Annotated in this window: 19 protein-coding genes; 15 read left to right on the plus strand and 4 right to left on the minus strand. The window is 62.4% G+C overall.

Going from position 1 to position 23,945, the window contains the following annotated elements; translation table 11 throughout:
- Positions 1 to 39: 39 nt before the first annotated feature.
- The 9 genes from G7009_RS16765 (at position 40) to G7009_RS16805 (ending at position 9,601) form a co-directional block, all read left to right on the plus strand.
- Positions 40 to 795: a DeoR/GlpR family transcriptional regulator gene (locus G7009_RS16765; protein WP_181131177.1), complete on the plus strand. Its 756-nt coding sequence runs from the start codon at positions 40 to 42 to the stop codon at positions 793 to 795.
- 170 nt (positions 796 to 965) lie between these two features.
- Positions 966 to 2,498 carry a glycerol-3-phosphate dehydrogenase gene (gene glpD / locus G7009_RS16770; protein WP_181131178.1) on the plus strand — a complete coding sequence of 511 codons (1,533 nt, stop codon included), beginning with the start codon at positions 966 to 968 and terminating at the stop codon, positions 2,496 to 2,498.
- Between the two features lie 285 nt (positions 2,499 to 2,783).
- A complete protein-coding gene (locus tag G7009_RS16775; RefSeq protein ID WP_181131179.1) occupies positions 2,784 to 3,698 on the plus strand; it encodes a glutamate/aspartate ABC transporter substrate-binding protein in 915 nt (304 codons plus the stop codon).
- A 99-nt stretch (positions 3,699 to 3,797) separates the two neighbouring features.
- Complete coding sequence (locus G7009_RS16780; RefSeq protein ID WP_181131180.1) at positions 3,798 to 4,544, plus strand: amino acid ABC transporter permease; 747 nt, start codon at positions 3,798 to 3,800, stop codon at positions 4,542 to 4,544.
- Complete coding sequence (locus G7009_RS16785) at positions 4,544 to 5,215, plus strand: amino acid ABC transporter permease (RefSeq protein WP_181131268.1); 672 nt, start codon at positions 4,544 to 4,546, stop codon at positions 5,213 to 5,215. The genes G7009_RS16780 and G7009_RS16785 overlap by 1 nt, the downstream gene beginning before the upstream one ends.
- Positions 5,212 to 5,946: an amino acid ABC transporter ATP-binding protein gene (locus G7009_RS16790; RefSeq protein ID WP_181131181.1), complete on the plus strand. Its 735-nt coding sequence runs from the start codon at positions 5,212 to 5,214 to the stop codon at positions 5,944 to 5,946. Before G7009_RS16785 ends, G7009_RS16790 begins: the two co-directional genes overlap by 4 nt.
- Positions 5,947 to 6,010: 64 nt before the next feature.
- Complete coding sequence (locus G7009_RS16795) at positions 6,011 to 7,918, plus strand: sensor histidine kinase (RefSeq protein ID WP_181131182.1); 1,908 nt, start codon at positions 6,011 to 6,013, stop codon at positions 7,916 to 7,918.
- Entirely contained in the window at positions 7,915 to 9,240 is a 1,326-nt protein-coding gene (locus tag G7009_RS16800) for a sigma-54-dependent transcriptional regulator (RefSeq protein ID WP_181131183.1), read from the plus strand. The genes G7009_RS16795 and G7009_RS16800 overlap by 4 nt, the downstream gene beginning before the upstream one ends.
- 25 nt (positions 9,241 to 9,265) lie before the next feature.
- Positions 9,266 to 9,601 (plus strand): GlpM family protein, encoded by a 336-nt coding sequence (locus tag G7009_RS16805; RefSeq protein WP_181131184.1) that lies wholly within the window; start codon positions 9,266 to 9,268, stop codon positions 9,599 to 9,601.
- Here G7009_RS16805 and G7009_RS16810 read toward each other — a convergent pair.
- Positions 9,598 to 10,593 (minus strand): alpha/beta fold hydrolase, encoded by a 996-nt coding sequence (locus tag G7009_RS16810; protein WP_181131185.1) that lies wholly within the window; start codon positions 10,591 to 10,593, stop codon positions 9,598 to 9,600. The two genes, G7009_RS16805 and G7009_RS16810, sit on opposite strands and share 4 nt — an antisense overlap.
- A 194-nt stretch (positions 10,594 to 10,787) precedes the next feature.
- Between G7009_RS16810 and metR the strand changes: the two genes are divergently transcribed.
- On the plus strand, positions 10,788 to 11,705 hold the full coding sequence (gene metR / locus G7009_RS16815) for a transcriptional regulator MetR (protein ID WP_181131269.1): 918 nt from the start codon (positions 10,788 to 10,790) through the stop codon (positions 11,703 to 11,705).
- Here metR and G7009_RS16820 read toward each other — a convergent pair.
- Positions 11,689 to 12,102, minus strand: coding sequence for an NUDIX hydrolase (locus G7009_RS16820; protein WP_181131186.1), 414 nt, complete (start codon positions 12,100 to 12,102; stop codon positions 11,689 to 11,691). The two genes, metR and G7009_RS16820, sit on opposite strands and share 17 nt — an antisense overlap.
- Before the next feature lie 174 nt (positions 12,103 to 12,276).
- Here G7009_RS16820 and G7009_RS16825 point away from each other — a divergent pair, with 174 nt between their 5' ends.
- From G7009_RS16825 to G7009_RS16845, 5 genes are all read left to right on the plus strand, one after another.
- Positions 12,277 to 16,569 carry a DEAD/DEAH box helicase gene (locus tag G7009_RS16825; protein WP_181131187.1) on the plus strand — a complete coding sequence of 1,431 codons (4,293 nt, stop codon included), beginning with the start codon at positions 12,277 to 12,279 and terminating at the stop codon, positions 16,567 to 16,569.
- A 557-nt stretch (positions 16,570 to 17,126) separates the two neighbouring features.
- Positions 17,127 to 18,254: an OpgC family protein gene (locus G7009_RS16830; RefSeq protein ID WP_181131188.1), complete on the plus strand. Its 1,128-nt coding sequence runs from the start codon at positions 17,127 to 17,129 to the stop codon at positions 18,252 to 18,254.
- A gap of 145 nt (positions 18,255 to 18,399) precedes the next feature.
- A complete protein-coding gene (locus tag G7009_RS16835; protein WP_181131270.1) occupies positions 18,400 to 21,543 on the plus strand; it encodes a transglycosylase domain-containing protein in 3,144 nt (1,047 codons plus the stop codon).
- Between the two features lie 127 nt (positions 21,544 to 21,670).
- On the plus strand, positions 21,671 to 22,204 hold the full coding sequence (locus tag G7009_RS16840) for a PadR family transcriptional regulator (protein ID WP_181131189.1): 534 nt from the start codon (positions 21,671 to 21,673) through the stop codon (positions 22,202 to 22,204).
- A complete protein-coding gene (locus G7009_RS16845) occupies positions 22,201 to 22,962 on the plus strand; it encodes a siderophore-interacting protein (RefSeq protein WP_181131190.1) in 762 nt (253 codons plus the stop codon). Before G7009_RS16840 ends, G7009_RS16845 begins: the two co-directional genes overlap by 4 nt.
- Before the next feature lie 6 nt (positions 22,963 to 22,968).
- Here G7009_RS16845 and G7009_RS16850 read toward each other — a convergent pair whose 3' ends face one another.
- Both G7009_RS16850 and G7009_RS16855 read right to left on the minus strand, forming a co-directional pair.
- The gene (locus G7009_RS16850) at positions 22,969 to 23,616 is read right to left on the minus strand and encodes a Pr6Pr family membrane protein (RefSeq protein WP_181131191.1); all 648 of its coding nucleotides are present in this window, start codon (positions 23,614 to 23,616) and stop codon (positions 22,969 to 22,971) included.
- Between the two features lie 4 nt (positions 23,617 to 23,620).
- Entirely contained in the window at positions 23,621 to 23,842 is a 222-nt protein-coding gene (locus G7009_RS16855) for a VF530 family protein (protein WP_181131192.1), read from the minus strand.
- Positions 23,843 to 23,945: the final 103 nt, after the last annotated feature.

The following is a 23,945-nucleotide window of genomic DNA, read 5'->3' on the forward strand; positions in this document are numbered from 1 at the left end:
TCATTGCAGAATTTGTCCGGCAGCCCCTAAGGACCGCCCATGAATCTGCCTCCTCGCCAACAACAAATCATCGAACTGGTGCGTGACCGCGGCTACGTCAGCATCGAAGAAATGGCGCAGCTGTTCGTCGTCACACCGCAAACCATCCGCAGGGACATCAATCAGCTCGCCGAGCTCACCCTGCTGCGCCGCTACCACGGTGGCGCGGCCTACGATTCGAGCATCGAAAACACGGCCTATGCCATGCGTGCCGACCAGATGCGCGACGAGAAGCAGCGTATCGCTGACGCCGTGGCGCGGCAAATACCCGACAGCGCCTCGCTGTTCATCAACATCGGCACCACCACCGAGTCGATTGCCCGCGCGCTGCTCAATCACAGCCACTTGAAGATCATTACCAACAACCTGCACGTCGCATCCATTCTCAGCGCCAAGGACGATTTCGAGGTGCTGGTGGCCGGCGGTACGGTGCGTCGAGACGGGGGAGTGGTCGGCCAGGCAAGCGTCGACTTCATCAATCAGTTCAAGGTCGACTTCGCAGTGGTCGGCATCAGCGGTATCGATGAGGATGGCAGCCTGCTCGACTTCGACTATCAGGAAGTGCGGGTTTCCCAGGCGATCATCGCCAATGCCCGCCAGGTGATCCTTGCCGCGGACTCCAGCAAGTTTGGCCGTAATGCCATGGTTCGCCTGGGCTCGATCAGCTTGGTCGACTGGCTGGTGACCGACCAGGCACCTTCGCCAGGATTGACCCAGCTGTTGAACGACCACAAGGTTCGCCTCGAGGTCGTTTGATCGATCAGGGCCATCGCACCATGGCCCTGATGTTCACTTTAGTTCGATCCATGCCATCTGATCAGTTATTTCTATGAGAACTGACTGGAAAGCAGCGTTTTGTTGCGCTAGTATTTTCGAAAACGAACATCGATGTTCATATTCGATTAGCGCCTTCAGGAGGCCTTGCCGTGACCCAGTCCGTTTCGTCCCAGCCGCCCCTCGCCCAATGCTATGACCTTGCCGTGATCGGCGGTGGCATCAATGGCGTCGGCATTGCCGCCGACGCAGCGGGACGGGGCCTGTCCGTGTTCCTGTGCGAAAAGGACGACCTGGCAAGCCATACCTCTTCGGCCAGCAGCAAGCTTATCCACGGTGGCCTGCGTTACCTCGAACACTACGAATTCCGGCTGGTGCGTGAGGCGCTCGCCGAACGCGAGGTCTTGCTGGCCAAGGCCCCCCATATCGTCAAGCCGATGCGTTTCGTGCTGCCTCACCGTCCGCATTTGCGTCCGGCCTGGATGATCCGCGCGGGGCTGTTCCTCTACGATCACCTGGGCAAGCGCAAGCGCCTGGGCGCTTCGCGCAGCCTGCGCTTCGGCCCAGGCAACCCGCTGAAGCCCGTTATCACACGCGGTTTCGAATATGCCGATTGCGCCGTGGACGACGCCCGCCTGGTGGTGCTCAATGCCATGAATGCCGCTGAGCAAGGCGCTCATATCCGTACTCGTACACGCTGCCTGCGTGCTCGACGCGTCGATGGTCTGTGGGAAGTGGAACTGCAGCATCCGGACGGCAGCCAGCAGAGCATCCGTGCCCGCGCGCTGGTCAATGCGGGTGGCCCATGGGTGGCGAGCTTCATCAAGGACCACCTGCAGCTGGACGCCCCTTACGGCATCCGCCTGATCCAGGGCAGCCACCTGATCGTGCCGCGGCTGTACGAGGGCGAGCACGCCTATATCCTGCAGAATGAAGACCAGCGCATCGTCTTCGCCATCCCCTATCTGGAACGCTTCACGCTGATCGGTACCACCGATCGCGAGTACACCGGCGACCCGGCCAAGGTCGCCATCACCGAGGTGGAGACCGACTACATCCTCAAGGTGGTCAACGCCCATTTCAATCACCAGCTCAGCCGCGCCGATATTCTCCACACCTATTCCGGCGTGCGTCCGCTGTGCAATGACGAATCGGACAATCCGTCGGCCGTGACGCGGGACTACACCCTTGCGCTGTCGGCAAGCGAAGGGCAAGCCCCTTTGCTGTCTGTATTCGGTGGCAAGCTGACGACCTACCGCAAGCTGGCCGAATCGGCCATGGCCGAGCTCAAGCCATTCTTCAAACAGATGCGCGGAAGCTGGACAGCCAGCACACCGCTGCCGGGTGGCGAGCAGATGACCACTGTCACGGCACTGGTCGATGCGCTTCTAGCGCGCCACGGCTGGCTGCCGGTGGATATCGCGCGTCGCTGGGCACAGACCTACGGCACCCGCGCCTGGCGGCTGCTCGAAGGTGTCCAGGGCCCTGCTGACCTTGGCCAGGCCATTGGCGGCGGCCTGTTCACCCGCGAAGTGGATTACCTGCGCAGTGAAGAATGGGCCATCGAAGCGGATGACATCCTCTGGCGTCGCAGCAAGCTTGGACTGTCCACCAGCACAGCGGAGCAGCAGGCGCTGCGGGACTACCTGTCACAGCCCGGGACGGACCGCTTCCAGGCTGCTTGAGACATCTGATTCGGCAACTCCCGTAATGGCACTTAGCCAGAATTTCATTCGGATTTCCGAACAGAGCCTTGACCGCTGTTCGGAAATCCGTTCCAACCTGCCCTTCCCTCACCCGTAAAAAAAGATTAATCCCCAGCTTTTTCACGGCGTTATGATGGTGCGTGAGGCTTGGCACGAGTCATGCTCTACACTCCATCACTCGAATACACCTACTTCTCACTGTGTTCGTTGAACGAAGAGTCCGCCAACGGCTCCATAAAAAAAACAACCGTCGAGGAATTATTGATGCGCATCGTTCGTCATCTGTTGGGCGCCGCCATCGCGGCAGCAGTCATCAGTTCCCCCGTCATGGCCGCGGAACTGACCGGCACTCTGAAGAAGGTCAAGGATTCCGGGACCATCACCCTGGGCCACCGTGACTCATCCATTCCGTTCTCCTACTTCGCCGATGCTTCGGGCAAACCGGTCGGCTACTCGCATGACATCCAAGTGGCCATCGTCGAGCACTTGAAGAAGGAGCTTGGTGCTCCAGATCTCAAGGTCCGCTACAACCTGGTCACTTCGCAGACTCGAATCCCATTGGTGCAGAACGGCACCGTCGACGTGGAATGTGGCTCTACCACCAACAACGTCGAGCGTCAGCAACAGGTCGACTTCTCGGTCGGCATCTTCGAAGTGGGTACTCGCCTGCTGGCCAAGAAGAACTCCGCGTACAAGGACTTCCCTGACCTGAAGGGCAAGAACGTGGTCACCACCGCTGGCACCACGTCCGAGCGTCTGCTCAAGAGCATGAATGCCGACAAGCAGATGGGAATGAATGTCATCTCGGCCAAGGATCATGGCGAATCCTTCAACATGCTTGAATCCGGTCGCGCGGTTGCCTTCATGATGGACGACGCCCTGCTCGCCGGCGAAATGGCCAAGGCCAAGAAGCCCACCGACTGGGAAGTCACCGGCACGCCACAGTCGTACGAGATCTACGGCTGCATGGTGCGAAAGGGCGATGCTCCGTTCAAGAAGGCCGTCGATGACGCCATCGTCGCGCTGTACAAGTCGGGCGAGATCAACAAGATCTACGACAAATGGTTCACCCAGCCTATTCCTCCGAAGGGCCTGAACCTGCAGTTCCCGATGAGCGAAGAACTGAAGGAGCTGATCGCCAACCCTACCGACAAAGCGGCAGACGAAAAGAAGTCCTGACCCTCAAGCCCGTTAGTGTCTAACCTTCCATCCGAGGGCGCTTGCGTCCTCGGGTGCTCGAAGGTGCCTGTGGAACAACCGATCTGAGGGAACATCCCGATGAATTACAACTGGGACTGGGGCGTATTCTTCAAGTCCACCGGCGTGGGTAGCGAAACCTACCTGGACTGGTACATCACCGGTCTGGGCTGGACCATCGCCATTGCCATCGCCGCCTGGATCATCGCCCTGCTGCTGGGCTCGCTGCTCGGCGTCATGCGCACCGTGCCGAACCGCCTGGTATCGGGCATCGCCACCGCTTATGTCGAACTGTTCCGCAACGTGCCGTTGCTGGTGCAGTTGTTCATCTGGTACTTCCTGATTCCCGACCTGCTGCCCGAGGGGCTGCAGGAGTGGTACAAGCAGGACCTCGACCCGACGACTTCGGCACTGATCAGCGTGGTCGTCTGCCTGGGCCTGTTCACCGCCGCACGGGTCTGCGAACAGGTACGTACCGGCATTCAGGCCCTGCCTCGGGGCCAGGAAGCCGCTGCTCGCGCAATGGGCTTCAGCCTGTCGCAGATCTACACCAACGTGCTGCTGCCGCAAGCCTACCGGATCATCATTCCGCCACTCACCTCGGAATTCCTGAACGTGTTCAAGAACTCCTCGGTGGCGTCGCTGATCGGCCTCATGGAGCTGCTGGCCCAGACCAAGCAGACCGCCGAGTTTTCCGCCAACCTGTTCGAGGCTTTTACCTTGGCAACGCTGATCTACTTCACCCTGAACATGGGCCTCATGCTGCTCATGCGCCTGGTCGAGAAGAAAGTGTCGGTGCCAGGCCTGATCTCCGTGGGGGGTAAATGATGGAGCTGGACTTCTCAAGCATCGGCCCTGCACTGCCCGCCTTGTGGAACGGCATGGCCATGACCCTGCAACTGATGGTCATGGGCGTGATCGGCGGCATCGTCCTGGGTACGCTCCTGGCGCTGATGCGACTGTCGTCGAACAAGTTGATGTCCAACGTGGCGGGTGCCTACGTCAACTACTTCCGTTCGATCCCGCTGCTGTTGGTCATCACCTGGTTCTACCTGGCGGTGCCGTTCGTCTTGCGCTGGATCACCGGCGAAGACACCCCGGTGGGGGCCTTCACCTCCTGCGTGGTGGCCTTCATGATGTTCGAGGCCGCGTATTTCTGCGAAATCGTCCGCGCGGGGGTACAGTCGATCTCCAAAGGCCAGATGGGCGCCGCCCAGGCCCTGGGCATGACCTACAGCCAGACCATGCGCCTGATCATCCTGCCACAGGCCTTTCGCAAGATGACTCCGCTGCTGCTGCAACAGAGCATCATCCTGTTCCAGGACACTTCGCTGGTGTACACCGTGGGACTCGTCGATTTCCTCAACTCGGCACGTGCCAGTGGCGACATCATCGGCCGCTCCCATGAATTCCTGCTGTTCGCCGGGGCTGTCTACTTCCTCATCAGCTTCTCCGCTTCCTGGTTGGTCAAGCGCCTGCAAAAAAGGATCACCGTATGATTTCCATCAAGAACGTCAACAAGTGGTACGGGGACTTCCAGGTACTGACCGACTGCAGCACTGAAGTGAAGAAGGGCGAAGTGGTCGTCGTATGTGGTCCGTCGGGCTCGGGCAAGTCCACCCTGATCAAGTGCGTCAATGCCCTGGAGCCTTTCCAGAAAGGTGACATCGTGGTCGACGGTACTTCGATCTCCGATCCCAAGACCAACCTGCCCAAGCTGCGCTCGCGGGTCGGCATGGTGTTCCAGCACTTCGAACTGTTTCCGCACCTGAGCATCACCGAGAACCTGACCATCGCGCAGCGCAAGGTCCTGGGGCGCAGCGAAGCCGAGGCGACCAAGAAAGGCCTGGCCCTGCTCGACCGCGTCGGCCTTGCCGCTCAGGCCAAGAAGCACCCTGGCCAGCTGTCCGGCGGCCAGCAGCAGCGCGTGGCCATTGCCCGCGCCCTGTCGATGGACCCGATCGTCATGCTGTTCGACGAACCGACCTCGGCACTGGACCCGGAGATGGTCAACGAGGTGCTCGACGTCATGGTCGAACTGGCCCATGAAGGCATGACCATGATGTGCGTGACCCACGAGATGGGCTTCGCCCGCAAGGTCGCCAATCGCGTGATCTTCATGGACAAGGGCAACATCATCGAAGACTGCCAGAAGGAGGCCTTCTTCGGCGATCCGAGTGCACGGCACGAGCGTACCCAGCATTTCCTCAGCAAGATCCTGCAACACTAAGCCCTGTCCTGCCCATTGCCCGGTCCACCGGGCAGTGGGCGCTGGTCCAGACAAGGCCACTGTGATGAAATGCGACCCCACGCTCCTTCGCCTTGCCCAGCCTGCCTTCGTGAAATCCACTCTGATCCGCCAATTGCTCCTTCCGCCCCTGATCATCCTTCTGGTGGTGGGCCTGGGCCTGGCCGGTTATCTGGTCAGCGAGAGCAGCGGCATCCGCACGCTGAGTGAAACCGGCGAACGCCAACTCGAACTGCATGCCCGCACGGTCGAGAGCGAAATCAGCAAGTACACCTACCTGCCCAGCCTGCTGGAACTCGAAGACAGTGTCTCGAGCCTGTTGAGCAGTGTCGGCGACGAGCACCGCCAAGGCGTCAACGAATACCTCGAAGGCCTGAATCGACGGAGCCGCAGCCGCGTCATCTTCGTCCTCGACACGACCGGCCGCGTGCAAGCCACCAGCAACTGGCGCGATGCCGACTCTTTTCTGGGTGAAGACCTGTCGTTCCGCGCCTATTTCCAGGACGCCGTGCGCGGTGAACCGGGACGCTTCTATGGCATCGGCAGCACCACCGGCGAGCCTGGCTACTTCCTCGCCCATGGCCTGGAAGAGCACGGCAAGATCATCGGCGTAGCCGTGATCAAGGTCGGTCTGGATACCTTGGAGGAACGGTGGCAGCGCGCGCGACTGGAAGCTTTCGTCAGTGACGAAAACGGCATCATCATTCTCTCCAGCGATCCCGCTCGACGCTTGAAGTCGGTGCGCCCGCTGACGCCGCAGATCAAGGAGCGTCTGGCGCGCAGCCTGCAGTACTACTGGTGGCCGCTGAACGAACTCGAACCCCTGGCCCGCGAAACCCTCGCCGACGGCATGGAGAAGCTGACCTTTCCGGCCAACAGCGAGACCGATCAGGGGCATCAGCATGAGGTCACCTATCTGGCGCAGACCCGGCGCCTGGCCGATACGCCTTGGCACTTCACCCTGCTGACGCCGCTGCAGGACCTGCGCCGCGAAGCCATGGTCCAGGGTGTGCTGGTAGGCGTCGCCTTCTCCCTGCTGGCCATCTTGCTGATCGCCTGGAACGAGCGGCGCAAGGTCATTGCCACGCGCCTGGCCGCCCGCGAGGCCTTGCAAGAAGCCAACAGTCAGCTGGAGCGCAAGATTACCGAGCGCACGGCGGACCTGCGCGCCAGCAATGAGCGGCTCAAGGGCCAGATCCGTGAACGTCGGCATGCCGAGCAGACCCTGCGCCATGCCCAGGACGAATTGGTCCAGGCCGGCAAGCTGGCTGCCATCGGACAGATGTCGACCAGCATTGCCCATGAGCTGAATCAGCCCTTGGCGGCCTTGCGCACCTTGTCCGGCAACACCGTGCGCTTTCTCGAGCGCGGCGCCCTGGAAACGGCCAGTACCAATCTGCGCACCATGAATGACCTGATCGATCGCATGGGCCGCATTACCGCGAGCCTGCGCTCTTTCGCCCGCCGTGGCGACGACAGCGGCCAGGCCTCGCTGGCCAAGGCGGTCGATGCGAGCCTGCAGGTACTGGCCAATCGCATCAGCGAGTGCCAACTGCAACTGCATCGCCAATTCGATGACCAGCAACTGGCCATCGATCAGACCCGCCTGGAACAGATCCTGGTCAACCTGGTCGGTAATGCACTCGATGCCATGGCCAGCGAACCTTTGCCCCAACTCTGGCTGGAAGGCGAACGACAAGGCGACAGGTACCGCCTGCAGGTACGCGACAACGGCCACGGCATCGATGCCGAGACCCGCAAGCACCTGTTCGAACCCTTCTTCACGACCAAGCCAGGAGAGCATGGCCTGGGCTTGGGCCTGACCCTCTCTGCAAGCCTCGCAGCCGCCGCCAAGGGCACTTTGAATGTCGAGCATCCCGCCAATGGCGGAACTGTCTTCATCCTTGTCCTGCCCCTAGCTTTTTCCTCGACAACCACGGCCGACCCCCTATGACCCACGCGCCTCTTACCGTACTCATCGTCGAAGACGACCCGCATGTGCTGCTGGGCTGCCAGCAGGCCCTGGCCCTGGAAGACATCGCATGCGAAGGCGTCGGTAGCGCCGAGCAGGCACTTGAGCGAGTCAATGAAGATTTTCCCGGTATCGTGGTCAGCGACATTCGCCTGCCGGGCATCGATGGTCTGGAACTGCTCAACCGCCTCAAGGCCCGCGATCGCAGCCTGCCGGTGGTGCTGATCACCGGGCACGGTGACATCGACATGGCCGTCGGCGCCATGCGCAACGGCGCCTACGACTTCATGGAAAAGCCCTTCTCCCCGGAACGCCTGGTGGATGTAGTGCGCCGCGCCCTCGAACAGCGCGAGCTGTCCCGCGAGGTGTTCACGCTGCGGCGTCGCCTGGCGGGCCAGAGCACGCTCGAAGGCCGGATCATCGGCCGCTCGCCGGCCATGCACAACCTGCGCGAACTGATCGCCAACGTAGCCGACACCTCGGCCAACGTGTTGATCGAGGGCGAGACCGGGACCGGCAAGGAGCTGGTCGCGCGCTGCCTTCACGACTTCAGCCGACGTCAGGCCGGTCCCTTCGTGGCCTTGAACTGCGGCGGTCTGCCGGAAAACCTGTTCGAGAGCGAAATCTTCGGGCACGAGGCCAATGCGTTCACTGGGGCGGGCAAGCGGCGCATCGGCAAGATCGAGCATGCCAACGGCGGCACGCTGTTCCTCGACGAGGTCGAGAGCATGCCGGTGAACCTGCAGATCAAGCTGCTGCGCGTATTGCAGGAGCGGACCCTCGAACGCCTGGGTTCCAACCAGAACATTCCCGTGGACTGTCGGGTGATCGCTGCCACCAAGTCCGACCTGGGTGCCCTGGGTCAGACAGGTCAGTTCCGCAGCGATCTGTATTACCGGCTCAACGTGGTCACCCTCGAGCTGCCACCCTTGCGCGAGCGCCGGGAGGATATCCTGCAATTATTCGAGCATTTCCTGCAGCAGTCGGCGCTGCGCTTCGATCGCGAAGTTCCAGAGCTGGACAGCCAGACGCTGTCGTTGCTCATGGCTCATGACTGGCCCGGCAATGTGCGAGAACTGCGCAATGTCGCCGAACGCCATGCGCTCGGTCTGCCGGCTTTCAAGAAGAGCGGCAGCAGTGCGGGTCAGGGCCTGGGGTTCGCCGAGGCGGTGGAAGCCTTCGAGCGCAACCTGCTGGGCGATGCCTTGCAGCGCACGGGCGGCAATCTCAGCCAGGCCAGCCAGGAGCTTGGGATGGCCAAGACCACACTGTTCGACAAAGTGAAAAAGTACGGCCTCGGCTGACCCCCAACCTACCTGGAAGATCAAAGTGGACCTGCTATTGAAAGCCAGCCTGGGAGCCGCCGTCGTGGTGCTCCTGGCGATACTCGCCAAGACGCGCAATTACTACATCGCCGGGCTGGTCCCGCTGTTTCCGACCTTTGCCCTGATCGCCCACTACATCGTCGGCAAGGGCCGATCGGTCGCCGACCTGAAGACCACCATCGTCTTCGGCATGTGGTCGATCATCCCCTACTTCGTCTATCTGACGGCGCTCTACCTGCTGGTCGATCGACTTCGCCTGGAGCTCTCGCTGGCCCTGGCCACGGCCGCCTGGCTGGTCGCCGCCACGCTGCTGGTCATGGCGTGGGTGCGTTTTCACTAGAGCCGAGCCAGACGCGCGCCTTCGCCACGATGAGCTTTCAGGTAAGGCAACACAGCGGCCAGCAAGGGTGCCTTGAAGGGCTCCTGGAAACGATGGGCCAGCCCCGGGATCAGCCGCAACTGGCTGCCACGCAAGTGCGCGGCCAGGTGCACGCCATGCATGACCGGCAACAGTGGGTCGGCCGTACCGTGGATCACCAGGCTGGGCAGGCGAAGCCGGTTGAGCAGCTCGACCCGGCTGGGCTCGGCCAGGATGGCCATGATCTGACGCTTGGCGCCTTCGGGATTGAAGGCCCGGTCGTAAGCCGTCGCCGCCTGCTGCAGCAAGGCGGCACGATCATCAGTGACCTGGGGACTTCCCAAGGCGGCCAGCAGATCGGCCTGTTGCTCGAGGGCCACCGCGCGCGTGGGTGCGCTGCGTCGGGCCAGCAGGTCCACCAGGGCGGGACTGGGCGCAGGTAGTCCGGCCGCGCCGGAACTGGACATCACCAAGGTCATGCTTTGCACACGTTGGGGGGCCAGGGCCGCCATATGCTGAGCGATCATGCCGCCCATGCTCACCCCCAGCACATGAAAGCTGTCCACACCCAGTGCATCCATCAGGCGCAAGCCGTCATCGGCCATATCGGTCAGCGTATAAGGCGCTGCCACCGGCAAGCCGATCCGGTAGCGCAGCACTTCCACCGTGAGGTTGGCGGACTCGGGCGCGCGGTTCCAGCGTGACAGTCCGACATCGCGATTGTCATAGCGAACCACTCGAAACCCCTGGCTGCACAAGGCCTCGACTACATCGTCGGGCCAATGGATCAGTTGCCCGCCCAGGCCCATCACTAGCAACAGTGTGGGATCAGAAGGTTTGCCAACACTCTGATACACCAAGCTCAACTCGCCCAGCTCAGCGCGTTGAACAACCGCTTGAGCATTGCAGGAAGCGTCGGCCAAGGCGGCCGGTACATGAAACAGAACAACGAGAAAAATCAGTAAAGCCCGCATGAGCGAAACACCAGAATGCAGATCCCCAATAGAGCGCGAGTCTGATGAAATTGATGCAAGCGCGCTGCCACAGTTACGTGACAATTTGATGAAGTTCGCCGAGCGGTCGCCAGGGCGCAGTCGACATTCGACCCCAACATGAGCGAAACTCACCGCCTTCTGATTTTCATCAAGTCTGATTCATGGAGTTTGCTGTGCTGGAGATCCGCCACCTGAGAACACTTCACGCCCTGCGCGAGGCCGATAGCCTGGTGGAGGCCGCCGAACGCCTGCACCTGACTCAATCGGCCCTGTCGCATCAGTTCAAGGAACTGGAGGAACGGCTGGGCATGCAACTGTTCACGCGCAAGACCAAGCCGATCCGCTTCACCAGCGCCGGACTGCGCCTGTTGCAGTTGGCGGACGCCACGATGCCGCTGTTGCGTGGCGCCGAGCGTGATATCGCACGCCTGGCCGGTGGCACCGCCGGACGGCTGCACATGGCGATCGAATGTCACAGCTGCTTCCAGTGGTTGATGCCGACCATCGACCAGTTCCGCGATGCCTGGCCGGAAGTGGAGCTGGACCTGGCATCGGGCTTTGCCTTCGCTCCGTTGCCCGCGCTGGCGCGTGGCGACCTGGACCTGGTGGTCACCTCGGATCCGCTCGACCTGGCGGGCATCACCTATGTCCCCCTGTTCACTTACGAAGCGATGCTTGCCGTGGCCAACCAGCATCCCTTGGCCAGCAAATCCCACATCGTGCCTCAGGACCTGATCGATCAGACATTGATCACCTACCCGGTCGAACGTGATCGCCTGGATATCTTCACTCGCTTCCTGGAACCTGCCGACATCGAGCCCGCGGCCGTGCGCACGTCAGAGCTGACGGTGATGATGATGCAATTGGTGGCCAGCGGTCGCGGCGTATGCGGCATGCCGCATTGGGCACTACACGAGTACAGCTCGCGCGGCTATGTGAAGGGTAAGCGACTGGGCGAAAAAGGGCTGTTCGCCACGCTTTATGCGGCCGTGCGCACCGACATGCTCGATGCGCCCTACATGCGCGACTTCCTGCTGACCGCCAAGGACACCTCCTTCGCGACGCTCGAGGGTGTCAGCGCCGTGCGTTGAGGCCTTCGCGGTACAGCGGCAGGAGCTGGTCACGTGTCAGCGGCGCCAGGTCCAGATGAGGATGCTCGTCGGCGCTCAGCCAGACGACTTCCTCGATCTCCGCCGCGGGCGCGACGGAGGCATCGGTGCGAACACTGAAGACATGCGCCTGGACCTTGAACCCGGGTTCGTTTGCCGCAGGCGCCTCGAACAGGCCGAGATAGCGGGCCTGGGCCGGGTCCATGCGCAGCCCCAGCTCTTCGTGCAGCTCGCGGGCAAGCGCCTGCAGCGGCGATTCGCCTGTATCGATCTTGCCGCCAGGCTGCATGAAAGCCTTGGTGCCACGCTTGCGCACCAGCAGGGTTCGTCCTTGAGGGTCGAGCAGCAGAGCCGCGGCGATATGGAGGGTCTGAGGCATGGCGGACTCGCTGGCTGGAGAAAGGGCGTAAGGATCACATGCAGGCCGGCGTCCATCAAGGCAAGGTCCTCTTGGCGGAAGCGGGTCATGTCGGACTGCCCCTCAGGCCTGCGTCTATCTTTCGTCTGACGAACGCCCCTTGCCATTCATGGCACTGCCCTCCATAAACACTCCATGAACCTGCCTGCCCAACAACATCCGGTGCTCGACCTGTTCCACTCCGCCGTGGGTGACTGGTTCCGCCAGAGTTTCGCCACGGTTACCAGTGCCCAGGCGCAGGCCTGGCCGTTGATCCATACCGGGCAATCGACGCTGCTTGCCGCGCCCACCGGATCCGGCAAGACCCTGAGCGCCTTCCTCGCCGTGCTCGACGAGCTGTTTCGCCAAGGCCTGGAACATGATGGTGACTTGCCCGCGCAGACTCAGGTGGTCTACGTCTCGCCGCTGAAGGCGTTGTCCAACGATATCCGTATCAATCTCCAGGCACCGCTGGAAGGCATCAGCGACGCTTTGCGCGCACGCGGCCTGAAGCCACCGCGCATCACCACTGCCGTGCGCAGTGGCGATACGCCGCAGAAAGAGCGCGCGGCGATGCGCAAGCTGGCGCCACACATCCTGGTGACCACGCCGGAGTCGCTCTACGTACTGCTGGGCTCGGCGTCCGGCCGACGGGGCCTGGCCACTGTGCACACAGTCATCGTCGATGAGATCCATGCCCTGGCGGGCAACAAGCGCGGCTGCCACCTGGCCTTGAGCCTGGAGCGCCTGCAGGTTCTGTGCGGACGACCTCTGCGGCGTATCGGCCTGTCTGCCACGCAGCGGCCGATCGAGCGTGTGGCGCAGTTCCTGGTCGGCCACCAGCGGCCATGTGCAATCGTCGACGTCGGTCATGCGCGCACCCGTGATCTGGCCATCGAAGTACCCCGGGTGCCGCTGGGCGCGGTGATGGCCACGGATGTATGGAACCTGGTCTACGATCGTCTCGCCGACCTGGCGCGCGAGCATCGCACCACGCTGGTGTTCGTCAATACCCGCAGGCTCGCCGAACGGCTGACCCGCCATCTTGGCGATCGCCTCGGCAAGGAGGCCGTCGCGGCGCACCACGGCAGCCTGGCCAAGGAATACCGCCTCGATGCCGAACAACGCCTCAAGCGCGGTGCGCTTCAGGTGCTCGTGGCTACCGCGTCGCTGGAATTGGGGATCGACATCGGTGATATCGACCTGGTCTGCCAGATCGCTTCACCGGGCTCCATCGCCGCGCTCCTGCAGCGGGTCGGGCGCTCGGGTCACCAGGTCAGCGGGATACCGAAAGGCCGCCTGTTCGCCACTTCTCGTGACGACCTGATCGAATGCGTGGCCTTGCTCGACTGCGTAAGGCGGGGCGAACTCGATACCCTGCACATCCCTCAAGCACCGCTGGATGTACTCGCCCAGCAGATCGTCGCCGAGGTCAGCAACCAACCGTGGCCGGAACAGGCACTGTTCGATTGCCTGCGTCAGGCCGAGCCCTATGCCCGACTCGATGAAGGTCACTACCAGGCTCTGCTGCGCATGCTTGCCGAAGGCTATAACGGTCGCCAAGGCATACGCAGCGCCTATCTGCACCGCGATGCCGTGAGCGGCACCCTGCGCGGGCGGCGCGGCAGCCAGCTGACCGCCCTGACCAGCGGTGGCACCATTCCCGAGAGCGCCGACTATGCGGTCTCGCTCGAGCCGCAGGGCTTGAACATCGGCAGTGTCAACGAGGATTTCGCGGTCGAGAGTATCGCGGGAGATATCTTCCAGCTCGGCAATGCCTCGTATCGAATCCTGCGCGTCGAAGCAGGGCGGGTGCGGGTGGAGGATGCTCACGGGCTACCGCCGACCATCCCGTTCTGGCTCGGCGAGGCACCGGGGCGCAGCGATGAGCTTTCGGCCGGGGTCGCTCGGCTACAAGCGCACATCGACGAGCAGCTGCACATCAGTCAGGGGGATTTCGGGCCGGTCCTGGCCTGGTTGCAAGCGGTCTATTCGCTCGGGGAGGACAGCGCCAGTCAGTTGCTCGATTACCTGGGTCGCACCCGCGCGGTTTTCGGCGCCCTGCCCTCCCAGCAGACACTGGTGATGGAACGGTTCTTCGACGAGTCCGGGGGCACTCAACTGATCGTTCACTCCCCGTTCGGCAGCCGCATCAATCGAGCCTGGGGCCTGGCCTTGCGCAAGCGCTTCTGTCGTACCTTCAATTTCGAACTGCAGGCAGCCGCCAGCGAAGACGCTATCGTGCTGTCGCTGTCGACCAGTCACAGCTTCGAGCTCGATGAAGTCTGGCGGTACCTGTCGAGCCGCACCGCAGAACAGATCCTGATCCAGGCGCTGCTCGATGCTCCGTTGTTCGGCGTGCGCTGGCGCTGGAACGCGGGTGTCGCCATGGCGCTGCCGCGTTTCATCGGCGGGCGCAAGGTGGCGCCCCAGTTGCAACGCATGAAGAGCGAGGACCTGATCGCCGCCGTTTTTCCCGACCAGATCGCATGCCTCGAGAACATTGCCGGGGAACGCCAGGTTCCGGATCACCCCCTGGTAGAGCAGACGATCGATGACTGCCTGCACGAGGCCATGGACAGCGAGGGTTGGCTGGCGCTGCTGCGGCGCATGGAAAAGGGTGAAGTACGCCTGATCAGCCGCGATCTGCCGGCGCCCTCGCCGCTGGCCGCGGCGATCCTGAATGCTCGCCCCTATGCTTTCCTGGACGACGCGCCGCTGGAGGAGCGGCGTACCCAGGCAGTGCTCAACCGTCGCTGGAGCGAGGCGCGGAGCAGTGACGATCTGGGCGCGCTGGATGCGGACGCCATCGCCGCTGTCGAGGCCGAGGCCTGGCCACAGCCGACCAATAGTGACGAGATGCACGAGGCGCTTATGAGCCTTGGGGCCATTACCGAAGACGAAGTAGGGGCCAACGCGGGCTGGAAGGACCTGCTCAAGCCATTGGCCAAGGCAGGACGGGCTTGCCGCCTGCAGACCTCGAGCGCATCCCTCTGGCTGGCACGCGAGCGTATGCCCATGCTCCTGGCGATCCATCCCGATGCCAGGATGCGACCGCCCGTCAAGCCACTGGCAGGCTTCGATCTGCCTGTCGAGCGAGAGGCCGCCGTCCTCGAGGTGCTGCGCGCCCGCCTCAGCGGCTTCGGTCCGCTGAGCATGGCGCAAATCGCCGCGCCGTTGGGTCTGACCGAGCTGGAGGTCGAACAGGCCCTGGCCCGCCTCGAAAGCGAAGGCTATGTGATGCGCGGCCTTTTCAGCCCCGGTGCGGGCTCGCCGCAATGGTGCGAACGTCACCTGCTGGCGCGTATCCACCGCTATACGGTCAAGCGCCTGCGCAGGGAAATCGAGCCGGTGAGCCTGCAGGACTTCATGCGTTTCCTGTTCGACTGGCAGCACGCCTCGAGCGAGGAACGGTTGCGCGGGCCGTTGGCTGTCGGCGAAGTGCTGGACCAGTTGCAAGGTTTTCCAGCGGCAGCCAGCGCCTGGGAAACGGACGTGCTACCGACCCGGATCCTCGACTACAGCGCCCAGTGGCTGGACGAGGCCTGCCGCAGCGGCCTTTGGACCTGGACACGGCTGGCTACCACGGCAGCGGCAAGTACCTTGCCGAGCACACCGCTGGTACTGCTGCCCCGGCAATGGCTGGGGCTGTGGCGCAGCTTGGCCACGGTGCCCGCCACGGACAGCCTCGGCGCGCGCGCGCAGCGGGTGCACGCTGCCCTGCAGACACAAGGGGCGCTTTTCTTCGACGAGCTGACCCGCGAAGCGCACCTGCTGCCCAGCGAGCTGGAAACCGCCCTGCAGGAGCTGGTCGGGGCCGGACTGGTCAACGCCGATAGTTTCACCGGCCTGCGCAGCCTGATCACTCCGGCGACGAAACGCTCGTCCCGCGGCAGCCGCCGTGGCTATCCGCTGTCAAGCGGCATGGCCCATGCCGGACGCTGGGCTTTGCTACGCGGTGGCGCGGACGCAACGGCCCCGGACGCCCGGCTGGAACACGTCGCTCGCAGCCTGCTGCGCCGCTACGGGGTAATGTGCTGGCGCCTGCTGGAGCGTGAAAGCGATGTCCTGCCGCCATGGCGTGAACTGCTGCGTTGCTATCACCGGCTGGAAGCACGCGGCGAGATTCGCGGTGGCCGCTTCATCGCCGGCCTGGCCGGTGAACAGTTCGCCCTGCCCGAGGCGATCGGCCTGCTGCGTCAGGTCCGCCGCCGGCCGCTGGACGGCAGCCTGGTGATGATCAGCGCGAGCGATCCGCTCAATCTCGCGGGAACCCTGCTACCGGGCAGCAAGGTCCCTGCCGTCAGCGGCAACCGCCTGTTGTATCAGGATGGCGTGCCCGTTGCCGCGCGCATTGGCGGGCGCCACCAGTTCTGGGTCGAGACATCGGTGGTCGAACAGCAAGCCTGGCGCCAGCGCCTGCTGCGCGATGTACCCAGGTTCATTTGATCGTGGTGTGTTTGAGCGCAGGGCGTCAGGTTTCTGCTGACCTTGAGATTGAGCGCAGGGCGTTAGGTTTCTGCTGACCTTGAGATCGAGCGCCGCCCGCGCGGCGCTTCGCGAGTAAACTCGCTCCCACATTTGTTGCAGTGTGCCATGGCCTGATAGGCCGAGTTCTTAGCCTTGTGTGTACAACAAAGAGATCGAGGGGGTAGCAACAGCCTTTATGCAATCTTCAGCCAAGCATTAAAGGCTGACAACTCCTCTCTCACAGGCCATGGCGCGTTGCAACAAATGTGGGAGCGAGTTTACTCGCGAAGCGCCGCGCGGGCGGCGCTCGATTTCAAGAGCGCCGAAGATCTACCGACAAGCATCGCGCGAAGCGCCGCGCGGGCAGCGCTTGCTATCAGGGCTCCAAAACCTGGTGGTATGCGCAAGCCCCTTCCCAGCAGCCCAACCATCCCCTAGACAATCCATGAAGACCACCGACCCGTCGCCCCTTGGCAAAGGAACCGTACCGCGGGACGACGATCTGCTGTACATATCCAGGCCCGAGGCCCGTCATCATGATCAACGGTCGTGACCATCGCATCGATTTCTTCCGCGGACTGGCACTGGTGTTCATCTTCTGGGATCACATCCCTGGCAATCCCCTGGCCAACCTTACGGTGCGCAACTTCGGCTTCAGCGACGCAGCGGAGATCTTCGTCTTCCTCGCCGGATACGCGGCTGTCCTGGCCTACGGCAGGATCTCCCGTCGCGATGGCTGGCTGGTGGCAATCGTACGGATCCTGCGCAGGGCTTGGGTGCTGTATGTGGTGCACATTTTTCTGCTGGTGCTGCTGATGGGGATCGTGTTTTTCGCCAATACGCATATCCAGGCCCGCGACATGATCGAGGAAATGGGGCTCTATTATTTCCTCGACCACCCTCAACAGGCTCTGCTCGACGAGTTGCTGTTGCGCTTCAAGCCCAACCTGATGGACCCACTGCCGCTGTATATCCTGCTGTTGCTTGGCCTGCCGCTGGCTTTGCCGCTGTTGCTGCGCCATACCCGGCTGGCGGTCGCTTCGTCGCTAGGCGCGTACCTGCTGGCCCAGCGGTTCGGCTGGAACCTGCCCGCACAGGAAGGCAGCGTATGGTTCTTCAATCCACTGGCCTGGCAATTGCTGTTCATTCTCGGCGGCGCCGCTGCGCTGCAGGCGGATCGTAGCTCCGGCGAGACACGCCAGCCCGTCTGGCGCCAACCTTTGTTCCTGGCCGCCGCAGCGTACGTGCTGGTGTGCACGGCTATCGCTCTGACCTGGCGCTGGCCCGCACTGCACGATGCGCTCATGCCTGCCTCGGTCCGCGAGTGGCTGTATCCGATCAGCAAGACCAACCTGTCACCCGTGCGCCTGCTGCACTTCCTGGCCTTGGCATACTGCACCGCGTGCCTGGTGACCAACGGACCGTGGTTGCGCCACTGGCTGGCTCGGCAAAGCTGTCGAATGGGCCGCTACTCATTGGAGGTGTTCTGCCTGGGCGTGCTTCTGGCACCGCTGGCGGACATGGGCAACGCCTTGAGTGGCGAGCATTGGCTGGTAGAAGTGCTGACGGCCATGCTGGGTCTGGGCCTGATGATGGTGATGGCCGCCTGGCTGGAGTTGAATAAACGGTTGGAGAGACCCCAGGTGCTTCCAGCGACATCATAGATTTCGCCAGGCCAATTGCCGCTCAGGAATGACCACTGGGCCTCAAAAACCGCACATGGCGCACATTTGACAAAAATTTCACCGAACTCGGTCACCGTCTAAGCTTCAGACAAGCAAGACGAGATTATTGGCTGGATTGATGACTATGGGTGCACAGTGGCAATCGGAACCAAGCAGGATGCAAGCTCCCGAAACGACTCCGCCTGAGGCACCCTTGCCGAATGCTCCCCGCCAGCGCCGCCTGTGGTGGCGACTACTGGCCTTGATCCTGGTGGTGGCGATCGTTGCCATCGGGTTTGCCGCCTATGACGAGATGCAGACATCGCAGTTGCAGTCTCGCGAATTCAGCCGCCTGGCCAGTTCCTTGACTTACACGCTCGAACCGGGTCCGAGCGATGCCATCCTCTACCCAGGCGAAGGTCCTTTCGACAAGCGCCTGGGCTACAGCTCCCTGGGCGAGTTCCTGCCGCGCCTGCTCAAGCGCGATTACCTGATCCATGACCAGGTGCGCTTCTCCCCGGCATTGATGAGGTATGTCGATCACGGCCTGTTCGTCCCCTATGTGGAAAAGATCCAGGCCGGCTTGTCGATCACCGATTGTCGTGGCGATTCGTTGTACCAGTACACCTACCCGCAACATATCTATCCCGACTTCTCCTCGATTCCTCCAGTCATGGTCAACAGCCTGCTGTTCATCGAGAACCGTGACCTGCTCGACCCAAACGACCCCCGCAACAATCCGGCAGTGGATTGGCCACGCTTCGCCAAGGCGGCCTACTCGCAGATTGCGAAATATCTGGCCTTGCCCGGGCAATCGGCAGGCGGCAGCACCTTGGCCACCCAGCTGGAAAAATACCGTCATTCGCCCGATGGCCTGACCGTCTCAGGCGCCGAGAAGCTGCGCCAGATGTTTTCCGCCAGCGTGCGTGCCTATCAAGGCGGGCCTGACACTACGGTGGCGCGCCAACGCATCGTGCGCGACTATCTCAACAGCGTGCCGCTTTCGGCAGTTCCAGGGCACGGCGAGGTGCACGGCATGGCCGAAGGCCTGAGGGTCTGGTACGGCGCCGACTTCGATCAGGTCAATCAGGCGCTTTCTTCCACCGCCAACGATCCGGCCAGCATGGCCGCGCGTGGTCTTGCCCTACGCCAGGTGCTGTCGCTGATGATCGCCCAGCGCAGGCCTTCTCATTACCTCTCCAAGGGACGCGTGGAGCTGGCCCAGCTGACCGATGCCCACATTCGCGTCCTGGTCGCCAATCAGGTCATCGACAACTCGCTGGCGCAAGCGGCTTTGGCCAGCAAGGCGGTATACCGCGACTGGGTGGCGCAACCGACTATCCAGCCGATCATCACCAACAAAGGCATCAGCCTGGCGCGTAACCGCCTGGCCGGTATGCTCAACCGCCCGCTGTACGACCTCGACCGGCTCGATCTTTCCGTTACCAGCACCCTGAAAGCCGACCTGCAGACGCAGGTCAGCAAGTACTTGCGGGACTTGTCCGACCCTGCCTATGCCGCTGAAATCGGCCTGATAGGTGAGCGCCTGCTTACCCCCAAGACCACCGATCAGGTGCGCTACAGCTTCACCCTGTTCGAACGCACCGCCGACGGTTCGCGCGTACGGGTGCAGACCGACAGTACCGATCAGCCATTCGATATCAACGAAGGCAGCAAGCTGGAGCTGGGCTCGACCGCCAAGTTGCGGGTACTGACCACTTACCTGCAGATCATCGCCGAGCTGCACGATCAGTACGCAAGCAAATCGGTCAACGAGCTGAGAAAGGTCGAAGTGGCGGAACTCGATCGCCTTTCTCGCTGGTCGCTCGACTGGCTGATACAGAATCCCAAGGATCGAAACCTCGATGCCATGCTCGATGCAGCGCTCGATCGCAAGTATTCGGCAAGCACGGGCGAGGCATTCTTCACCGGCGGTGGCATGCACACCTTCAACAACTTCCGCAAGGAAGACAATGGCCGCAACCCGACACTCAAGGAGGCGCTGCGCGAATCGATCAACCTGCCCTTCATCAGGCTCATGCGCGACGTGGTGCGTTATGTCACCTACCAGCAGCCCTACAATCGCGAGCCCCTGCTGCGCAACGATGCCGACCCGCGCCGCCAGGAGTACCTGGCGCGGTTCGCCGATCGCGAAGGCACCAATTACCTCATGCGGTTCTGGAAGAAGTACCAGCGCAAGACCTCCCAGCAACGCCTGGACACCTTCCTCGACAGCATGCGTGTCACTCCACAACGCCTGGCCGCCGTGCACCGCTACCTGTTCCCCGAAGCCAGCCAGGAAACCTTCAATGCATTCGTGCGCGCGCATGGCTCGAAGGAAAAGGCCGCGATGGCCAAGCTGACCGAAACGCGCCTGGTGAACATGTACGACAGCTATGGCCCCGGCAAATACGACCTGCCGGACCAAGGCTACATCGCCAAGGTCCACCCGCTGGACCTGTGGTTGCTAGGTTATCTGCTGAAAAACCCCAGCGCCTCGCGCAGCGATGCCGTCAACGCCAGTCGCTTCGAGCGCCAGGAGGTCTATGGCTGGCTGTTCAAGAGTCGCCATCAGGGTGCTCGCGACAGCCGGGTCCGCACCATGGTCGAGATCGAAGCCTTCCTCGACATCCATCAGCGCTGGAAGCGCGTAGGCTATCCGTTCGATCACCTGGTGCCTTCGCTGGCCACGGCGATCGGTAGTTCCGGCGACCGTCCGGCTGCCCTGTCCGAGCTGGTCGGGATCATCCAGAACGATGGCGTACGTTTGCCGACCCTGCGAATCGACACCCTGAATTTCGCCACCGATACCCCCTATGAAACTCACTTGGTGAGTGATCCTGACCGTGGACAGCGGATTCTTCAGGTAGAGGTGGCGCGAGCCTTGCGCGGTGCCTTGTCGCAAGTGGTCGAGGCTGGTACGGCGCGTCGTGTGTCCGGCACTTTCAAGCTTAAGGATGGCTCCACGCTGGTGATGGGCGGCAAGACCGGGACCGGTGACAACCGTATCGAAAGCTACGGCGCTGGCGGCCGCCTGCTGGGCTCGCGCTCCTTGAATCGCACGGCGACCTTCGTGTTCTTCCTCGGCGACAACCATTTCGGAACGCTCACCGCCTTCGTACCGGGGCGTGCCGCCGAAGCCTTCAAGTTCACGTCGGCGTTGCCTGTCCAGGTGTTCAAGGGCATGGCGCCTATCCTGTCGCCTTATCTGGAACCGGGGACTGCGACCCAATGCAACGCGCCGCAGACACCGGCGCCTGTCGCATCAGGCGAGGCACGGGCGACTTAGGAGGGTGAGAGCGAGGATGCGGCAAAAATAATGCATCGAAATTCTGGATGATAATCATCACTATTACGGACTTGCCTTAAGATATATCTTGAGTAATATCTCAAGCCATATCGAAAAGGCAGTGCCCATGCGAAACCATGATCCTTTCGAACGCCGCTCCGGCCGGGGCGAACGCGGACCGCGCGTCTTCGCGCCAGGCGATCTCAAGCTCCTGCTGCTGTCCATGCTGGCCGATCAACCTGGCCACGGTTACGACCTGATTCGCCAGATCGAAACCCTCTTCGACGGTAACTACAGCCCAAGCCCTGGAGTGATCTATCCGACGCTCAACTTCCTTGAAGAGGCGGAACTCATCGTCGGACAGGCCCATGGCAGCAAGCGCTTGTACGTCATCACCGAGGCGGGCCGAGCGTCACTTGCGGAACAGGCCGTCGCTCTGGATGGCGTGCGCATGCGTATCGAAGTCAGCAAGCGCGCGCTGCGAGGCCACGATCGGCCACCGGAAATCCACGAGGCTGTCGGCAACCTGCGCCACGCGCTTCACATGCACAGTGGCCACTGGACCCAGGAAGAAATCCTGCGCGTCCGCGACCTGCTCAACGATACCGCCAAGGCCATCGCCTTCGGGCCGGCCACCCCCGTTCAGGAGAACGACCAATGAGCGAGACCATCCACCGCGTCAACCACGAGATCAAGCAGCGTCGCCTGACAGTCTTGCGCGTCACCGACCTGACCCCGCGCATGCGCCGTATCACGCTCGGAGGGCCCGAACTGCAAGGCTTCACCAGCCTGGGCAGCGACGATCACATCAAGCTGCTGTTCGCCTGCTCGCCTGAAGAGCAACAGACCATCGATGCCCGCGGCATGGGTCGGGATGGCGGTGTGCGTCCCACCATGCGCGAGTACACGCCGCGTCGTATCGATCTGGTCGCCAACGAGCTGGACATCGATTTCGTGCTGCACGGCGATGGCCCCGCCTCGACCTGGGCTGCCCAGGCCACGCCCGGCCAGACCCTCGATATCGCCGGTCCCCGTGCGTCGTTGGTCGTACCGGACATCTTCGACAGCTACCTGCTGATCGGCGACGAGACTGCAATTCCAGCCATCGCCCGACGCCTGGAAGAACTACCCGCAGGTCGCCAGGTGGTGGCTGTCATCCAGATCGAGGATGAGCAGGAGCGCCAGCTCTTGTCGAGCCAGGCTGAGCTGGAAGTGATCTGGGTCCAGCGTCATGAGCAGGATCTGCTCGATCTGCTGGGCAACCTGGCGCTGCCGCCAGGCCAGTTGTATGGATGGGTTGCCCTGGAGAAATCCCTGACCCGCCAGGCCAAGGCCCTGCTGCTGGCCAAGGGAGTCAAGGAAGACGCGCTCAAGGCCGCCGCCTACTGGCGTCGGGACGGCGATACCGACGACGAGTGATCGGCGTCAGGGATGCGACCTGGCCGTTGCCAGGCGCCTGCCCTGCCAGTGGTCCAGGCCAAGGACCAGCATGCCGACGCCCAGGAAAGCCGCCAGCATCGCCAAGGCGTTGAGCATGACGCGGGCATGCCCGAGCGAGGCAACGTCGATGAAGGGATAGGGATAAACCCCGATGACATGACCGCGCAGCAGGGAAAAGGCGAAATACGCTATCGGAACCAACGCCCATAGCGGCAGATGACGCCAGCGCAAGGTGCCCTTCGGCACCTGGAACCACCAGTACAGGACGTACAGCAGCGGCATGATGTCGTGCAGCAGGCCATCGGCCAACCGCTGCCAGCCTTGGGGTTGCCATAAGTGGCGCAATAGCAGGCTGTAAGTGATGGCCACCAGCACGATACAAGTGGCGATTCCCGAGCTTGTCGCGGGTGAAAGAAACCAGCGCCTGGCCGCCCCTTCGCGCCCGAAGGCGGCATAGCTGAGCACTGTCGCGACCAGGGTGTTGCTCAACACCGTGAAATAGCTGAAGGCATTGACCAACCCGCCGATCAGGCTGGCCTGCTCCTGCCAGCGCATCAGCAATATCAGGTAGAGCTGCACCGAAAGACCGGCCCATCCAAGCAGTGCGGACAGCGTCAACCAGGGATGACGCATGCCTTCATCCAGCCCGTTGCAGCTTGACGTAAAGCTGCTCCACCTTTTCCCGAGCCCAGGGCGTCTTGCGCAGGAAAGCCAGGCTCGACTTGATGCTCGGATCGCTCTTGAAGCAGCGCACATCGATACGCTCGGCCAGGCCTCCCCACTGGTAATGCTCCACCAGGGTGGTAAGGATCTGTTCCAGGGTCTTGCCATGCAACGCGTCGTGCTTGACCGTGCTCATGCCTGTACTCCAACGAAATGAAACCGCGCACCTTACACGACTTTTCACGGTAATCAGGGCCTTCAGATCAGTCTAGTGGGTAGAAAAGCGCTAGCCGGAGACA

Source organism: Pseudomonas capeferrum (genome assembly GCF_013523055.1).
In the GTDB taxonomy this organism is placed as follows: domain Bacteria; phylum Pseudomonadota; class Gammaproteobacteria; order Pseudomonadales; family Pseudomonadaceae; genus Aquipseudomonas; species Aquipseudomonas capeferrum_A.

Bases quoted from the DNA above. Each gene is read 5' to 3' on its own strand.
- G7009_RS16765 (WP_181131177.1), top strand. From the start codon at position 40: ATGAATCTGCCTCCTCGCCAACAACAAATCATCGAACTGGTGCGTGAC.
- G7009_RS16775 (WP_181131179.1), top strand. From the start codon at position 2,784: ATGCGCATCGTTCGTCATCTGTTGGGCGCCGCCATCGCGGCAGCAGTC.
- G7009_RS16780 (WP_181131180.1), top strand. From the start codon at position 3,798: ATGAATTACAACTGGGACTGGGGCGTATTCTTCAAGTCCACCGGCGTG.
- G7009_RS16785 (WP_181131268.1), top strand. From the start codon at position 4,544: ATGGAGCTGGACTTCTCAAGCATCGGCCCTGCACTGCCCGCCTTGTGG.
- G7009_RS16790 (WP_181131181.1), top strand. From the start codon at position 5,212: ATGATTTCCATCAAGAACGTCAACAAGTGGTACGGGGACTTCCAGGTA.
- G7009_RS16795 (WP_181131182.1), top strand. From the start codon at position 6,011: ATGAAATGCGACCCCACGCTCCTTCGCCTTGCCCAGCCTGCCTTCGTG.
- G7009_RS16800 (WP_181131183.1), top strand. From the start codon at position 7,915: ATGACCCACGCGCCTCTTACCGTACTCATCGTCGAAGACGACCCGCAT.
- G7009_RS16810 (WP_181131185.1), bottom strand. From the start codon at position 10,593: ATGCGGGCTTTACTGATTTTTCTCGTTGTTCTGTTTCATGTACCGGCC.
- G7009_RS16820 (WP_181131186.1), bottom strand. From the start codon at position 12,102: ATGCCTCAGACCCTCCATATCGCCGCGGCTCTGCTGCTCGACCCTCAA.
- G7009_RS16825 (WP_181131187.1), top strand. From the start codon at position 12,277: ATGAACCTGCCTGCCCAACAACATCCGGTGCTCGACCTGTTCCACTCC.
- G7009_RS16830 (WP_181131188.1), top strand. From the start codon at position 17,127: ATGATCAACGGTCGTGACCATCGCATCGATTTCTTCCGCGGACTGGCA.
- G7009_RS16835 (WP_181131270.1), top strand. From the start codon at position 18,400: ATGGGTGCACAGTGGCAATCGGAACCAAGCAGGATGCAAGCTCCCGAA.
- G7009_RS16840 (WP_181131189.1), top strand. From the start codon at position 21,671: ATGCGAAACCATGATCCTTTCGAACGCCGCTCCGGCCGGGGCGAACGC.
- G7009_RS16845 (WP_181131190.1), top strand. From the start codon at position 22,201: ATGAGCGAGACCATCCACCGCGTCAACCACGAGATCAAGCAGCGTCGC.
- G7009_RS16850 (WP_181131191.1), bottom strand. From the start codon at position 23,616: ATGCGTCATCCCTGGTTGACGCTGTCCGCACTGCTTGGATGGGCCGGT.
- G7009_RS16855 (WP_181131192.1), bottom strand. From the start codon at position 23,842: ATGAGCACGGTCAAGCACGACGCGTTGCATGGCAAGACCCTGGAACAG.